This window comes from Pseudomonas sp. NFACC41-3 (assembly GCF_900109505.1).
Taxonomy (GTDB): domain Bacteria; phylum Pseudomonadota; class Gammaproteobacteria; order Pseudomonadales; family Pseudomonadaceae; genus Aquipseudomonas; species Aquipseudomonas chlororaphis.
In genome coordinates, this window is record NZ_FOAE01000006.1 from 229,772 (window position 1) to 244,269 (window position 14,498).

Annotated in this window: 13 protein-coding genes; 8 read left to right on the plus strand and 5 right to left on the minus strand. The window is 63.4% G+C overall.

Annotated elements, in window-relative coordinates; all coding sequences use genetic code 11:
- Positions 1-141: 141 nt before the first annotated feature.
- The 5 genes from BMY68_RS25605 to BMY68_RS25625 all read left to right on the plus strand — a co-directional run bounded on the left by BMY68_RS25605 (position 142) and on the right by BMY68_RS25625 (position 6,499).
- Positions 142-1,317 (plus strand): tetratricopeptide repeat protein, encoded by a 1,176-nt coding sequence (locus BMY68_RS25605; protein WP_085533392.1) that lies wholly within the window; start codon positions 142-144, stop codon positions 1,315-1,317.
- A gap of 69 nt (positions 1,318-1,386) precedes the next feature.
- Positions 1,387-2,511 carry a polysaccharide deacetylase family protein gene (locus BMY68_RS25610; protein ID WP_062823991.1) on the plus strand — a complete coding sequence of 375 codons (1,125 nt, stop codon included), beginning with the start codon at positions 1,387-1,389 and terminating at the stop codon, positions 2,509-2,511.
- A 209-nt stretch (positions 2,512-2,720) separates the two neighbouring features.
- Complete coding sequence (locus tag BMY68_RS25615; RefSeq protein WP_085533394.1) at positions 2,721-4,655, plus strand: RecQ family ATP-dependent DNA helicase; 1,935 nt, start codon at positions 2,721-2,723, stop codon at positions 4,653-4,655.
- Positions 4,656-4,767: 112 nt separating this feature from the next.
- Positions 4,768-6,000: a 3-hydroxyacyl-CoA dehydrogenase gene (locus BMY68_RS25620; RefSeq protein ID WP_085533396.1), complete on the plus strand. Its 1,233-nt coding sequence runs from the start codon at positions 4,768-4,770 to the stop codon at positions 5,998-6,000.
- 67 nt (positions 6,001-6,067) lie between these two features.
- Positions 6,068-6,499 carry an acyl-CoA thioesterase gene (locus tag BMY68_RS25625; RefSeq protein ID WP_009041711.1) on the plus strand — a complete coding sequence of 144 codons (432 nt, stop codon included), beginning with the start codon at positions 6,068-6,070 and terminating at the stop codon, positions 6,497-6,499.
- 130 nt (positions 6,500-6,629) lie between these two features.
- Here the strand turns inward: BMY68_RS25625 and BMY68_RS25630 are convergent, their stop codons facing one another.
- From BMY68_RS25630 to BMY68_RS25645, 4 genes are all read right to left on the minus strand, one after another.
- On the minus strand, positions 6,630-7,112 hold the full coding sequence (locus BMY68_RS25630) for a glycine zipper domain-containing protein (protein ID WP_007931726.1): 483 nt from the start codon (positions 7,110-7,112) through the stop codon (positions 6,630-6,632).
- 346 nt (positions 7,113-7,458) lie between these two features.
- Positions 7,459-9,807: an FdhF/YdeP family oxidoreductase gene (locus tag BMY68_RS25635; protein ID WP_085533398.1), complete on the minus strand. Its 2,349-nt coding sequence runs from the start codon at positions 9,805-9,807 to the stop codon at positions 7,459-7,461.
- Positions 9,804-10,643 carry a formate dehydrogenase accessory sulfurtransferase FdhD gene (fdhD, locus tag BMY68_RS25640; RefSeq protein ID WP_085533400.1) on the minus strand — a complete coding sequence of 280 codons (840 nt, stop codon included), beginning with the start codon at positions 10,641-10,643 and terminating at the stop codon, positions 9,804-9,806. The genes BMY68_RS25635 and fdhD overlap by 4 nt, the downstream gene beginning before the upstream one ends.
- A gap of 94 nt (positions 10,644-10,737) precedes the next feature.
- Positions 10,738-11,625 carry a LysR family transcriptional regulator gene (locus BMY68_RS25645; RefSeq protein ID WP_062823986.1) on the minus strand — a complete coding sequence of 296 codons (888 nt, stop codon included), beginning with the start codon at positions 11,623-11,625 and terminating at the stop codon, positions 10,738-10,740.
- Between the two features lie 138 nt (positions 11,626-11,763).
- Here BMY68_RS25645 and lysM point away from each other — a divergent pair, with 138 nt between their 5' ends.
- Positions 11,764-12,204 (plus strand): peptidoglycan-binding protein LysM, encoded by a 441-nt coding sequence (gene lysM / locus BMY68_RS25650; RefSeq protein ID WP_009041716.1) that lies wholly within the window; start codon positions 11,764-11,766, stop codon positions 12,202-12,204.
- A gap of 119 nt (positions 12,205-12,323) precedes the next feature.
- Here lysM and yrfG read toward each other — a convergent pair whose 3' ends face one another.
- Positions 12,324-12,986 carry a GMP/IMP nucleotidase gene (gene yrfG / locus BMY68_RS25655; RefSeq protein WP_085533402.1) on the minus strand — a complete coding sequence of 221 codons (663 nt, stop codon included), beginning with the start codon at positions 12,984-12,986 and terminating at the stop codon, positions 12,324-12,326.
- 89 nt (positions 12,987-13,075) lie between these two features.
- Between yrfG and nudE the strand changes: the two genes are divergently transcribed.
- Together nudE and cysQ are read left to right on the plus strand one after the other, a co-directional pair.
- Entirely contained in the window at positions 13,076-13,642 is a 567-nt protein-coding gene (gene nudE / locus BMY68_RS25660; protein WP_007931715.1) for an ADP compounds hydrolase NudE, read from the plus strand.
- An 11-nt stretch (positions 13,643-13,653) separates the two neighbouring features.
- Entirely contained in the window at positions 13,654-14,481 is an 828-nt protein-coding gene (gene cysQ / locus BMY68_RS25665) for a 3'(2'),5'-bisphosphate nucleotidase CysQ (protein WP_085533404.1), read from the plus strand.
- Positions 14,482-14,498: the final 17 nt, after the last annotated feature.

Here is a 14,498-nt window from a genome sequence, read left to right on the forward strand (position 1 = left end):
TCAGCAAACTTCAGGAGTTCCCGCAGCCCCCATCTTTCCCAATGGATTAGCAAGCACATCCCGAAAAAACTGTGTATCGTGCGCGCGAAATCTGCCAGGTACCTTTGGGTGCCGACTTCATACACTTAAAGGGAATTAGGTATGCGATTGTTTCGCGTGACTTCGATTTTTTCGTTGTGGGCATTGGCGTTTTCGGTGACGGCGCAGCAGCTGCCGGTCGAGGTGCTGAGTGCGGTGGTCAAGGACCAGAAGATCGCCGACGCCGAAGTGCTGGTGCAGCGCAATGGCGCACAGAGCGTGGTTGGTCGTACCAATGCTCAAGGCCAGGTGACCCTGACCACCGACTTTGCCGATGACCCCAGCAACCTGCTGATCATCAAGAAACCCGGCTATTCCAACCTGGTGGTCAAGTGCCCGTGCAGCGGCATGACCTATGCCATCAGCCCGGTGATGCAGAACCTCGACGGTCTGCGCGTGGTGCTGACCTGGGGCGCGAACCCCAGCGATCTCGATTCGCACATGATCTTCCCGGGCAACAACATCTACTTCCGCAACCAGCAAGGCGATGATGCCCACCTGGACGTCGACGATATCGACAGCTACGGCCCGGAAACCATCACCCTGGAAAAGAAACACTACGGCGAAAGCTATGTGTACGCGGTGCATGACTACAGCAACCAGGGCCGCCCGGCGTCCCGCCAGCTCTCTGCCAGCCAGGCTAAGGTGTTCGTGTACATGGGCCAGTCGCTGGTGCGCACCTACTACGTGCCGCAGGACCGCAGCGGTAACCTGTGGACCGTGTTCCGCATGACCGGCAATGGCGACTTCCAGGACATCAACACCCTCAGCGGCGTGACCGTCGATGCGCAGGATGTGCTGAACGAAGTATCGCCGCTGCTCGACGACAAAGTGGAAGTGGCCGCTGTCGCCGTCAGCAGCAGCGCGCAAGCCGATGCGAAAACCCTGAACCGCAAGGGCGAAGAGGCTTACCACGCCGGTAACCTGCAGCAAGCCATCGACTTCTACCGTCAGGCCATCGAGCTGAACAACGGCTACGGTCAGGCCTACAGCAACCTCGGCCTGGCCTATCAGAAAGCCGGCAACACTGCCGAGTCGATCTGGGCCAACCGCAAGGCCATCGCCCTGGCCAGCGGCAACTCGGCGGTCACCGTGCGCGCCAGTTCTTACTACAACATCGCGCGGATCTACGAAGCGGCCGGCCAGTTCGCCGATGCCCTGCGTCACTATCAGTTGGCCAAGCAGCAGAAGGCCAACCCGGTGTATGACAAAGCCATCGAGCGTGTGCAAAACCGTTGATTCACGGGTGTTGATCTGACCCCCATAACGCGCCGTCCCACGGCGCGTTATGCATTTATGGAGGTTGTTATGCGGGTTCTGGTTGTTGCATTGATGTTGTCCCTGTGGACGGCCGTTTCCCAGGCTGCCGGCCCGATGGTGTTCGCCACTATCGACCGCAGCACCTGGCCGGGTTCGCTGGCCACGCAAGCGGGTTTCGATACCGCCTCGCGCGCGGAAATCCTGATGTTCGGCAAGGTCCTGCTGGCCAGCGAGGCGCTGGACGATGCGAGCCTCAAGCAGCGCCTGGGCGTCAAGGCGCTGGACCATCATTCGGTCGAGCAAGTGCGCGATCGCTTCTGGATACGCCTGCTCAGCAGTTACCACAGCGCCAGCCAGGACTGTGAAGGTGCCGCCTTCTGCCCGCCGGTGCGTAACCTGGATGACTTGCGGCAACTGGCCCAGGGCTTCACCGGGACGGTCAGCCCGGCCTATGACGCCTGGGCCCAGGCGAGCCGCCAGTTTCATGAGCAGTATCTGAACGAACAGCTGCGCCTGGCGGCCTTGTTTCCGAAGATCAGCAGTGAGATCGAGCGTTTCGACAGCGCCGAGCTGATGGGCGACGAATTGGCGGACCGGCAGTTTCTACTGACCTTTGACGACGGCCCGACGGCCGCGGGTGGCCACACCGATACGCTGGCCAACGTGCTGCGGGCCAATGACCTGCACGGATTGTTCTTCGTCCTGGGCGAGCCGTTCCAGGCACGTCTGCGCAAGTCTTCGCCGGCGCAAATGCGCGAGTTGTACAGCGGTCAGTGCGTTGCCCTGCATGGCTGGGCGCACAAGTCCCACAGCGCCTGGAGCGAATGGCAGCAGTCCATCACCCGTTCCGCGACCCTGGTGCGTGGCACCTTGCCGGATGACTACCAGCCGCTGTTCCGTCCGCCTTATGGCCAGCGTTCGAGCGACAGCCCGGCGTTCTTCAAGGCCCAGGGCATCAAGGTAATGCTCTGGGGCGTCGACTCCCAGGACTGGAGCAAGAGCATCAGCGCCAGCGCGGCGAGCCAGCGGGTGCAGACGCTGATGCTGCTGTGGCGCCGGGGGATCATTCTGTTCCACGACATTCACAACAAGGCGCCTGCCGCAGTGCCGGCGCTGATCGCCGCGAACAAGAGCAATGGCGTGAAGTGGGTGGATTGCCGCGCGACGCGCTAAGAGCACGATTTCTATTGCGAGCCATCGCGCATCGACCGGTGCCCGATGGCTTGCGATACACCCTGAAAAACTTCGCGTCATCCCCAGCCGAACGCCGTTCTCCGTCCCCCTGTATCATCCCGTATCCTTTTCCTCCCGACCTTTTCTCGACCCGCTGACTGGCCGCGCTAGGCTTCAAGGCACGTCAGCGGTCAAAGGAGTGACAGCTCATGCACAACACCCTCGAACAGGTCTTCGGTTATCCACAGTTCCGTCCCGGCCAGGAGGCGGCGGTCAGCGCCGTGCTGGCCGGGCGCTCGGCGGCGGCGATCTTTCCCACAGGCTCCGGCAAGTCGCTGTGCTACCAGCTGCCGGCCTTGCTGCTGCCGCACCTGACCCTGGTGGTCTCGCCGTTGCTGGCGCTGATGCAGGACCAGTTGGCGTTCCTGCAGCGCCACGGCATCGCCGCGGCGAGCATCGATTCGGCGCAGAGCCGCGACGACGCCAACGAGGTCATGGCGCGGGCGCGCTCCGGTGAGCTGAAGATCCTGATGATCTCGGTGGAGCGCCTGAAGAACGAGCGCTTTCGCAACTTCCTGCAGCAGGTGCGGATCTCCCTGCTGGTGGTGGACGAGGCGCACTGCATCTCCGAATGGGGCCATAACTTTCGCCCCGACTACCTCAAGCTGCCGGACTACCAGCGCCAGTTCAATATTCCCCAGGCACTGCTGCTGACCGCTACCGCCACGCCCAAGGTGATCGCTGACATGCAGGCGAAATTCGCCATCGCCGGGCAGGATGTGGTGACTACCGGTTTCTACCGGCCCAACCTCAACCTGCTGGTGGAACCGGTGCGCGGCCAGGACAAGCGCCGGCGCCTGGTGCAGTGGATGAGCGAGCGTCCCGGGCAGCCGAGCATCGTCTATGTCACCTTGCAGAAAACCGCCGAGCACATCGCCGAGCATCTGAGTCGCAACGGCATTCAGGCCCAGGCTTATCACGCCGGTCTGCCCCATGAGCAGCGCGAAGCCATCCAGCGTCAGTTCATGGCGGGCCAGTCCAATTGCATCGTCGCCACCATCGCTTTCGGCATGGGCATCGACAAGAGCGACATCCGCAATGTGGTGCATTTCGACCTGCCCAAATCCATCGAGAACTACAGCCAGGAAATTGGCCGCGCCGGGCGTGATGGCCAACCTTCGGACTGCCTGGTGCTGGCCAACCGCGACAGCCTCAACGTGCTGGAAAACTTCGTCTACGGCGACACGCCGGAGCTGGAAGGCATTCGTTGTGTGCTGGACGAGTTGCAGGGCGCCGCGCCTGACGGGCAATGGGAATTCCTGCTGGGGCCGCTGGCGGACCAGAGCAACATTCGCCAGCTGCCGCTCAAGACCTTGCTGGTGCAGCTGGAACTGCGCGGCCTGATCGCGCCGCGTTACGCCTACTTCGCCGAATACCGCTTCAAGTTCCTTGAGGAACCGCAGGCGCTGCTGGCGCGTTTCGAAGGTGAACGCCGCGACTTCGTGGCGGCGATCATCGAGACCTCCAGCCGTGCCCGAACCTGGGCCACGGTGAATTTCGACGCGCTGTATCAGCAGCATCAGGCCGAGCGTAACCGGGTGGTGAAGGCCCTGGACTACTTCCAGGAAAAGGGCTGGGTCGAGCTGGAAAGCAAGCAGATGACCGAGGTCTACAACCTGCTGGAGACGGGCTTCGATGCCGCGACCCTGAGCCAGCAACTGCATGCCTACTTCAAACAGCACGAAAGCAGCGAGATCGCGCGGATCCACGCGATGCTCGCACTGTTCGCCACCGAGCAGTGCCTGGGGTATCGCCTGGCGCAGTATTTCGGCGACGACCAGGCACCGCGGCGGTGCGGGCATTGCTCGGTATGCCATGGCCAGGTGGCCCGCCTGCCGGAGCCGCCAGCCTTGCCCGCGCTTGTGGATAAAAACTTCGAAGCGCTGTGTGGCGAATTTATCCACAGGCACCACCAATACAGCGGCACGGTTCCAGGGGCGGAACGGCTGACGCGCTTTCTCTGTGGAATCAGCGTGCCGCTGTTCACCAAACTCAAGGCGCGGTCGATCCCGGGTTTCGCGGTGCTCGAGGATTATCCCTACGCCGAAGTGCGCGATTGGGCCGAACATCACCTTCAGGATTGATACCTGCCCGATCCATCTGCTGAATGCCGCCCATCACAGGAATAAATTTCAAAAATGCCCTGGGCCTGATTATGGTGGTTTGCGTCTTTGAGCCACCTACAGGGGAGCCACTATGAGCCAGATCGATATTCAGCGCGCCGCGGTGATCGGTGCCGGGACCATGGGCCGCGGGATCGTGATGTGCCTGGCCAATGCCGGGGTCGCGGTGCAGTGGGTGGACAACAATCCGCAGATGCTCGAACAGGCGCTGACAGCGGTGACCGAGACTTATGCACACAACGTGCGTCAGGGGCGGATCGATCAGGCAGAGGCCGGTGCGCGCCGGGCCCGGATAAGCGCGGCGGCGGACTATCCGGCGATCCGCGATGTGGATCTGGTGATCGAGGCGATCTACGAGAACCTCGAGCTGAAGCAGCAAATCTTCCGCGAACTCGATGGCCTGCTCCAGCCGCGGGCGATCCTCGCCAGTAATACCTCGGCGCTGGATATCGACGCCATCGCCGCGGTCACCCGGCGCCCAAGACAGGTGCTGGGCCTGCACTTCTTCAGCCCGGCCCACATCATGAAGCTGCTGGAAATCGTGCGGGGCGCCGCGACTGCGCCGCAGGTGCTCGAGGCCGCGCTGGCGCTGGGCGAGCGTATGGGCAAGGTCAGTGTGGTGTCCGGCAACTGCCCTGGATTCATCGGCAACCGCATGTTGCGCACCTATGTGCTGGAGGCGCGCAAGATGTTGCTGGAAGGGGCTTTCCCTTATCAGGTGGATGCCGCATTGCAGGGTTTCGGTTTTGCCATGGGCCCGTTCCGCATGTACGACGTGGTCGGCATCGACCTGGAATGGCGCGCCCGGCAGCTGGCCGGCAAAGGCCAGGAGGCGCACGAAGTGCAGGTGGATAATCGCCTGTGCGAGGCGGGTCGTTTTGGCCAGAAGAGTGGCAAGGGTTATTACCACTACGAGCCCGGCAGTCGTCAGGCCGAGCACGATGTGCAGGTCGATGCCCTGGTTCAGGAAGTCAGCGAAGGCCTGGGCTACCGTCGTCGCGACATCGGTCCCGAGGAAATCCTCGAGCGCTGCCTGCTGGCGCTGGTCAACGAAGGCGCGAAGATTCTCGAGGAAGGCATTGCCGGCTCGGCCCACGACATCGACCTGGTGTACCTCAACGGTTATGGCTTTCCGGCGGACAAGGGCGGGCCGATGAGCTGGGCGGATCGGCAGGGGTTGGTATCCATCCAGCAGGGGCTGCTGCGGCTGCAAGCCGAGTCGGGCGCGCACTGGAAGCCGGCGCGGTTGATTGACGAGCTGGTGCAGGCTGGCAAAGGGTTTGCCGATCACCGGGCCATCGGTTGAAATAGGCGTCGCCTGATCGACCCCATCATGGTCGCCTTCCAGATACCTCGCCTTCGAGAACCCGCCAATGACCGACCGTATGCCGCAACGCACCGACTACCGCCACTTCCAGCCCATCATCACGCGCTGGCACGACAACGATGTGTACGGTCATGTGAATAACGTCACCTACTACAGCTTCTTCGACACGGCGGTGAACACCTACCTGATCGAGGAGGGCGGCCTGGATATCCATGACGGCGAGGTGGTGGGCTTCGTGGTGAGTTCGGCCTGCGATTACTTTGCCTCGATCGCTTTCCCCGAGCGCATCGAGATCGGCCTGCGCGTCGGCAAGCTGGGCAACAGTTCGGTGCAGTACGAGCTGGCGGTGTTCAAGGCGGGGGAAACCGATGCCTGCGCGGCGGGGCGCTTCGTGCATGTGTTCGTCGATCGGGCATCGAATCAGCCGGTAGGGATTCCCGCCGGGCTGCGTGCAGCGCTGGAACGCTTGCTGGTGTAAGGTACAAAAAAGACCGCAGCCTGCTTCGGGCGGCTCCTTGGGGTTCATCCCGGGGGTGATGAACCCTGTCTGGCAGGAGCTGCCGTCAGGCTGCGGTCTTTGTGTCAGCGGGGTGCGACCGTTTCAGGTCTTAGTCGCGCCAGTGACGTTTGTGCTTGCGATGCCCGTAGGCATGGCCACGACCCGGATGGCCGTCGCGGTAGTAGCGACGGTCGTCGTAGTCGCGATCGCGGTAGCGGCGATCGTCACGATCGCTGGAGTTGCCCATGTGGTTACCCAGTGCGCCGCCGACGCCACCGCCCGCGGCTGCGCCGATCAGGCTGCCAGTGGTGCCCCCCACGCTGCGACCGACCACGTTACCGCCGGCTGCGCCCAGCGCGCCACCGATAGCGGCTTCGCCACGGCTGCGTCTGTCGGCACCCACGGCACTGCCGCCCGCGCCGCCCAATGCGGCACCGATGGTGGAACCGGTGTTGCCACCAATCGACTGACCGACGACTGAGCCTAGAACCCCGCCCAATGCGCCGCCCACACCTGCTTCTGTGGTGCCGCCGGCAGAGGCGACGCCGCTGACCAGGCCAAGGGACAACAAGAGAATCGAGGAGAACTTCATAGAGGAGCCTCAAAGGGATGACGGCGCGATCCTGAGGCTGTGTTGAGGCGCTTACAATCGAAATCCGACGAATAGCACGAGTTGTACACAATCTCGTAACTTATTGTTTTTAGTAGGGAACTTATCCCGTTTTCGCGAGTCTGTAGCTACTTGGAAAAGGCCGCTTCTGGATGGAAGCGGCCTTTTTTGTGCCTGCGATTTCGCCGCCGCTGGAACCTCCTGACTGTAGCCGCTGCCGCAGGCTGCGATCGGCTCCGTAGGAGACGTTGCTCTTGAGGGCCCTGGAAGGCGCTGCGCGCCTTATCGCAGCCTGCGGCAGCGGCTACAGGGCCAGCGATTTCGTCGATCAGGCCGACCGGGCCATGATCAAGCCGCTGTCGCTGGCCGCTTCCAGGCGGATCGCGACGAACTTCGAGGTCGGGGTGTAGCTGCCGTCCCCGATGCTTTCCAGCGGCACCAGCGGGTTCACCTCTGGGTAATAGGCCGCGGCCTGCCCAGCCGGAATATCGAAGGCCAGCAGGGTGAAACCCTTGACCCGACGCTCGCGGCCGTCATCCCACAACGAGACGATGTCGGCTTTCTGCCCTGGCTTGAAGCCCAGGCGGATGATGTCGGCTTCGTTGACGAACAGCACGTCGCGCTGGCCCTTCACGCCACGGTAGCGGTCGTCCAGGCCGTAGATGGTGGTGTTGTACTGATCGTGGGAGCGCATCGACTGCATGATCAGGTCCGGCAACTGCCCGGTGGCGCGGGTGCGTTCGTGCACCAGATCCCTGGGCAGCAGGTTCGGGCGGAAATTGGCGCGGCCCGACGGGGTGTTCCAGCGCCGCGCGCCGGCCGAGTTGCCGAGGTAGAAACCACCAGGGTTCTTCACTCGCTGGTTGAAGTCCTTGAAGCCGGGAATGGTATCGGCGATCAGGTCGCGGATACGGCTGTAGTCGGCCACCAGCCAGTTCCAGTCCACCGGATGGCTGCCCAGGGTAGCGGCGGCGATGCCGGCGAGGATCGACGGCTCCGAACGCATCTGTGGCGATAGCGGCTGCAACTGGCCGTTGGAGGCGTGGACCATGCTGAAGGAGTCTTCCACGGTCACCGCTTGCGCGCCTTCGCTCTGCAGGTCGATGTCGGTGCGGCCCAGGCACGGCAGGATCAGTGCTTCCTTGCCATGGGCCAGGTGGCTGCGATTGAGCTTGGTGCTGATCTGCACGGTCAGGTCGCAGTTGCGCAGGGCCTGGAAGGTTCGCGGGCTGTCCGGGGTAGCCTGAGCGAAGTTGCCGCCCAGGCCGATGAAGACTGTCGAACGGCCTTCGAGCATGGCGTGGATCGCCTCGACCACGTTATGGCCGTTCTCGCGCGGCACCTTGAACTGGAAGCGCCGCTCCAGGGCGTCGAGGAAGGCCACTGGCGGCTGTTCGTTGATGCCCATGGTGCGGTCGCCCTGCACGTTGCTGTGGCCGCGCACCGGGCACAGGCCGGCGCCCGGACGGCCGATATTGCCGCGCAGCAGCATCAGGTTGGCGATTTCCTGGATGGTCGGCACCGAGTGGCGATGCTGGGTGATACCCATGGCCCAGCACATGATCACGTTCTTGCCCTTGGCGTACATGCGCGCCGCGCGCTCGATCTCCACCAGGGTCAGGCCGGACTGCTCGACGATGTCGTCCCATGGGGTGTCGTCGATGACGCTCAGGTAATCCAGCACGGCGGCGGTGTGTTCGTTGAGGAAGTCGTGATCGAACACCGCCGGCGCGCCAGTCTTCTGGGCGTCGCGTTCCCATTGCAGGAGGAACTTGGCCATGCCGCGCACCACCGCCATGTCGCCGCCCAGGGCCGGGCGGAAGTAGGCGGTGTTGGTCGGCTTGTTGCCGTTGGTGAGCATTTCGATCGGGTGCTGCGGATGCTGGAAGCGTTCCAGGCCGCGTTCTTTCAGCGGGTTGATGCACACCACCTGGGCCCCGCGTTTCACCGCTTCGCGCAGCGGTTCGAGCATCCGAGGGTGGTTGGTGCCGGGGTTCTGGCCCCAGACGAAAATCGCATCGGCATGCTCGAAGTCGTCGAAGGTCACGGTGCCTTTGCCGACGCCGACGCTTTGCGCCAGGGCCACGCCGCTGGCTTCGTGGCACATGTTCGAGCAGTCGGGGAAGTTGTTGGTGCCATAGGCGCGCACGAACAACTGGTACAGATACGCCGCTTCATTGCTGGCGCGACCCGAGGTGTAGAACTCGGCCATGTTTGGGTTGGGCAGTGCCCGCAGGTGCTTGCCGATCAGGGCGAAGGCGGCTTCCCAACTGATGGGCTTGTAGCGGTCGGTTTCGGCGTCGTAGCTCAGGGGCTCGGTCAGGCGGCCCTGGTATTCGAGCCAGTAGTCGCTCTGCTCCAGCAGCGAGCTGACGCTGTGTTTGGCGAAGAACTTGCCATCCACGCGGCGTTTGGTGGCCTCCCAGTTCACCGCCTTGGCGCCGTTCTCGCAGAACTTGACCATGCCGCTTTCCGGCGAGTCGCCCCAGGCACAGCCCGGGCAGTCGAAACCGCCGTTCTGGTTGGTCTTGAGCATCATGCGCAGGTTTTTCAGGGCGTTGTCACTCGTCAGCCAGGCCTGGGCGACGCTGATGAGCGCGCCCCAGCCGCCGGCCGGGCCCTTGTAGGGCTTGTAGCGCGGGGTAGGTGTCTGGTCGGCTTGGTGATGAGTGGTCACGCTGGTTTCTCCATCGCAGGGCTATAGACCCGTGGCGCACTTTTTTGCGGCAGGTGAATGAGGTTGAGGTTGTGCCGGCGTGCCCATTGCAGGGCCAGGCCGGTGGGCGCCGACAGACTGACCAGGGTCTGGATGCCGGCACGCAGGACTTTCTGGATCAGTTCCAGGCTGCACCGGCTGGTGACGATGGCCACGCCGCCGGCAGTGGCTATGTTCTGGCGGATCAATGCGCCAATCAGCTTGTCCAGGGCGTTGTGCCGGCCGATATCTTCGCGCCCCAGCAGCAGCTCGCCCTGGGCGTTCATGAACACCGCCGCATGCACCGCGCCGGAGTGCTGACCCAGGGGCTGGAAGGCGCTGATGCGCTGGCGCAGGCCATCGAGCCATTGGGCGGGCGGCAATGGCGCGCCGGGCAGCACCTTGAGGTCCGGCAGGGCCTGCTCCACGGCTTCCACGCCGCACAGGCCGCACCCGCTGGTACCCGCCAGTTGCCGGCGTTGCTGCTTGAGGTTCCAGAAGGCGCGGCTGGAGATCTGCACCTGGGCGTACTGGGCCGAACCGCTGCCGCTCAGTTGCAGGTCGTAGATGTCCGAGGCGTCGCCGATGATGCCGCTGCCGAGGCTGAAGCCGACGATGAAGTCTTCCAGGTCGCTGGGGGTGACCAGCATCACGGCCTGGCTGATGCCGTTATAGGCGATCGCCAGCGCGACTTCCTCGGCGAGCGCGGTGCTGGCCGATTCCGTGTGGTCGAGGTTGCTGTAGCGGTAGTTCTGACTGGCGGCGGGCGCGGGCGTTTTCGCAGAAGGCGTCGCGCAAGCCGGGCGCTGGGGTTTCATGGGGCATCACCGGCGGAATATCCAGCCCTAAGACTAAGCGCGTCAAAGTGTCGCGTCTAATTGCTAGTACTGATGTGCCGATAGATGGCGTCGATCAAGACTCGCTCGGTGATTTCTGCTGCAGGGCGAAGCATGCCTCGGCCAGGGCCGAGCGCGGTGCGCTGCGGCGCATAATCAGGCCCAGGTGCGCCAGGGTGTTGGCGTCTGCGATGGGCTGCAGGCGCAGGTGCTCGGTGAGGGCTTCCAGGCCGCCGTCCAGCGGCATGATCGCGCAGCACAGGCCGCCATGTACGGCTTGTAGCAATTGATGCACGGCATCGGTCTGCAGTAGCGGTTGTGGGGTGAGGCCGCGGCTGTGGAAGTTATGGTCGATGGACTGGCGAAAATGCATGCCGCTGGTCAGCATGCCCAGCGGCAGTTCGATCACGGCCTCCCAACTCAGGGGCTGCTCGCCGAAGCTGAAGAAGCGTTGGTCGTAGAGCAGGCCCATGCGGGTTTCGCCCAGGGCCAGGGCTTCGAAGCGTTCGCTGTCCAGGCGCTCCAGATAGGAAACGCCGATATCCAGGCGATTGCTCGCCAGCTGTTCGAGGATCTGCTCGGAACTTAGCGCCGACAACTCGAAGCGCACATTCGGGTGCGCCTGGTGCAGGCGCTGCATCAGTGGCAGCGGGTCGAAGCTCGACAGCGGCACCACCCCCAGGCGCAGGGTACCGACCAGATTGCCGCGACAAGCGGCCGCCTCGGCCTGCAGCCCGTCGTAGGCGGCCAGCACGCTGCGGGCCCAGGCCAGCACCCGTTCCCCCGGAGCGGTGAACCCCTCGAAACGCTGGCCGCGGTTGACCAGCGACAGCTCGAGTTCTTCCTCGAGGTTGCGCAGGCGCATGGACAGGGTCGGCTGGGTGATGTGGCAGCGCGCGGCGGCCTGGCCAAAGTGGCGGGTTTCGTCGAGAGCGATGAGGAATTTCAGTTGCTTGATGTCCATCTTCGCTTCCTGGGCGCGGGGGGAGGCGATTCTAGCGTGCTTGCCGTGCACAGCGTCATTGGTCGATTTTGAACCTCGTCTCTCAAGGCTGGTCTAGTCTTTCGCGTCTGGACCTATTAAACCCAAGGAGTGTGCACCATGAGTATTTTTAGCTTTGTGAAAGAAGCGGGCGAAAAGCTTATTGATTTGTTGACGCCGGGTAACGCCAATGCGGGCGAACAGCTGAAGGAGCACATCGCCAAGGTCGGCCTGGGTAACCCCAACGTCCAGGCTACCGTGGAAGGCGACAAGGTCATCGTGACCGGTGAAGTGGCCAGCCAGGAAGAGAAGGAAAAGATTCTGCTGGCCGTGGGCAACATCGAAGGTGTCGGCAGCGTCGACGATCAGATCACCGTCACCGGTCCTGTGGCTGCTGCCGCGCGTTTCGTCACCGTGAAAAAAGGCGACACCCTCAGCGCCATTTCCAAGGCCGTGTACGGCGACGCCAACAAGTACAACAAGATTTTCGAGGCCAACAAGCCGCTGCTGTCGCACCCGGACAAGATCTATCCGGGCCAGGTACTGCGCATTCCCGAGTAATGCTCGGTCTGTAGCCGCTGCCGAAGGCTGCGATAAGGTCCGAAGGACCTTTGGCGATCAACATCGCTACGACCTTTTCACGGTCGATCGCAGCCTGGGGCAGCAGCTACAGGATTGCTCTACAACCCTTCGATCAATGCTCGATAATCCCCCAGCGCGGCAAACTCCGCCGTGTCCTTCGGCCCCTTGCGGCTGTCCGGTTCACTCACCGCCAATAGATGAGCCACGCCGAAATCCCGCGCGCTGCGCAGGATCGGCAGGGTATCGTCGATAAACAGGCTGCGTGCCGGGTCGAAGCCGATATCCGCTTGCAACGCATCCCAGAACTGCGGGTTCTCCTTGGCGAAGCCGTAATCGTGGGAACTGATCAAACGTTCGAAATAGGGCGCCAGCTCGACTTTTTCCAATTTCAATGACAACGAATCGCGGTGCGCATTGGTGATCAGCACCACGCGTTTGCCAGCCTGCTTGATCGCCGCGAGAAAGGTGTCGGCGTCCGGGCGCAGGGCGATCAGGTGGGCGGTCTCCAGCTTCAGTTCGCGCACCGGCAATTTCAGTTCGGCGCTCCAGAAGTCCAGGCAATACCACTGCAACTGTCCGGCGTTATGCTCGAACAGCGGCTGCAATTCCATTTCCGCCATGGCGCGGCTGACGCCATGCAGCTCGGCATAGCGCTGGGGCAGGTGCTCCATCCAGAAGTGGTTGTCGTAGTGCAGGTCCAGCAAGGTACCGTCCATATCCAGCAGAACGGTATCGATGTCGCGCCAAGGCAGTGAAGGCATGGAAAACGTCTCGAACGGGAGAAAGATATCCGACACAAACAATCGGGAAAGCCGCGTTATAGTAGCGCGTTCACGCCAAGGAGCCTTTTATGCGCCAGAAACCCACCGTACTCGCCCGCGAGATCGTCGCCACCAGCCGTCTGTTTTGCGTCGAAGCGGTGCAGTTGCGCTTTTCCAACGGTGTGGAGCGCACCTACGAGCGCCTGGTGGGCAAGGGCGCGGGCTATGGCGCGGTGATGATCGTGGCGATGCTCGATGCCGATCATGCGGTGTTGGTCGAAGAATATTGCGGCGGCACCGACGCCTACGAGCTGTCGCTGCCCAAGGGCCTGATCGAGCCTGGCGAGGATGTGCTGGCCGCCGCCGAACGTGAGCTCAAGGAGGAAGCCGGTTTTGGCGCGCGGCAGTTGGAACACCTGACCGAGCTGTCGTTGTCCCCCGGCTACATGAGCCAGAAGATCCAGGTGGTGCTGGCCACCGACCTCTACGAGGAGCGGCTGGAGGGCGACGAGCCCGAGCCGATGCGCGTGGACAAGATCAACCTGCGCGAGCTGTCGAGCCTGGCGCAGAATCCGCAATTCACCGAGGGCCGCGCCCTGGCCGCGCTGTATCTGGCCCGCGACCTGCTGACCCAGCGCGGCGCCTTCCAAGCATGAGTGAACCATCGATGAATTTTCCCCATCCGTTGCTGGCGCCAGTGATCGACCTGGCCTTGCAGGCGGGCGAAGCGATCCTGCCGTTCTGGCGCGCCAACGTCGCCGTCACCAGCAAGGCCGACGAGTCGCCGGTGACCGCCGCCGACCTGGCGGCCCATCACCTGATCGTGCAAGGCCTGACCGCGCTGGACCCGAGCATCCCGGTGCTCTCCGAAGAAGACGCCGACATTCCCCGGGACGTGCGTGCCGGCTGGCAGCGCTGGTGGCTGGTGGACCCGCTGGACGGCACCAAGGAGTTCATCTCCGGCAGCGAAGAGTTCACCGTCAATATCGCCCTGATCGAAGACGGCCGGGTGGTGTTCGGCGTGGTATCGATGCCGACCAGCGGTCGCTGCTATTTCGGCGGCGCCGGCCTTGGGGCCTGGCGCGCGGACAAGGGCCAGGCGCCGGTGGCGATCCACGTGCGTGACAGCCTGACGGCGGGCGAAGCCTTCACCGTGGTCGCCAGCCGTCGGCATACCAGCCCCGAGCAGGAGCGTCTGCTGGCCGGGTTGAGCGCGACCCTGGGCGAGTTGCAGCTGGCGAACATCGGCAGCTCGTTGAAGTTCTGCCTGTTGGCCGAAGGCGCGGCGGATTGTTATCCGCGACTGGCGCCGACCTCGCAGTGGGACACCGCGGCGGCCCAAGGCGTGCTGGAGGGCGCTGGAGGCGAGGTGCTGGATTTGAGTGGCGCGCCGTTCTGCTACCCGGCGCGGGAGTCGCTGCTCAATGGCTTCTTCCTGGCGCTGCCGGCCAAGGCCGCATGGCGTGGGCGCTTGCTGGAACTGGCGCGCGGCTGATCCTTGTAGCCGCTGGC

Bases quoted from the DNA above. Each gene is read 5' to 3' on its own strand.
- fdhD (WP_085533400.1), bottom strand. From the start codon at position 10,643: ATGAAACCCCAGCGCCCGGCTTGCGCGACGCCTTCTGCGAAAACGCCC.
- BMY68_RS25605 (WP_085533392.1), top strand. From the start codon at position 142: ATGCGATTGTTTCGCGTGACTTCGATTTTTTCGTTGTGGGCATTGGCG.
- BMY68_RS25620 (WP_085533396.1), top strand. From the start codon at position 4,768: ATGAGCCAGATCGATATTCAGCGCGCCGCGGTGATCGGTGCCGGGACC.
- BMY68_RS25610 (WP_062823991.1), top strand. From the start codon at position 1,387: ATGCGGGTTCTGGTTGTTGCATTGATGTTGTCCCTGTGGACGGCCGTT.
- BMY68_RS25625 (WP_009041711.1), top strand. From the start codon at position 6,068: ATGACCGACCGTATGCCGCAACGCACCGACTACCGCCACTTCCAGCCC.
- yrfG (WP_085533402.1), bottom strand. From the start codon at position 12,986: ATGCCTTCACTGCCTTGGCGCGACATCGATACCGTTCTGCTGGATATG.
- lysM (WP_009041716.1), top strand. From the start codon at position 11,764: ATGAGTATTTTTAGCTTTGTGAAAGAAGCGGGCGAAAAGCTTATTGAT.
- nudE (WP_007931715.1), top strand. From the start codon at position 13,076: ATGCGCCAGAAACCCACCGTACTCGCCCGCGAGATCGTCGCCACCAGC.
- BMY68_RS25630 (WP_007931726.1), bottom strand. From the start codon at position 7,112: ATGAAGTTCTCCTCGATTCTCTTGTTGTCCCTTGGCCTGGTCAGCGGC.
- BMY68_RS25645 (WP_062823986.1), bottom strand. From the start codon at position 11,625: ATGGACATCAAGCAACTGAAATTCCTCATCGCTCTCGACGAAACCCGC.
- cysQ (WP_085533404.1), top strand. From the start codon at position 13,654: ATGAATTTTCCCCATCCGTTGCTGGCGCCAGTGATCGACCTGGCCTTG.
- BMY68_RS25615 (WP_085533394.1), top strand. From the start codon at position 2,721: ATGCACAACACCCTCGAACAGGTCTTCGGTTATCCACAGTTCCGTCCC.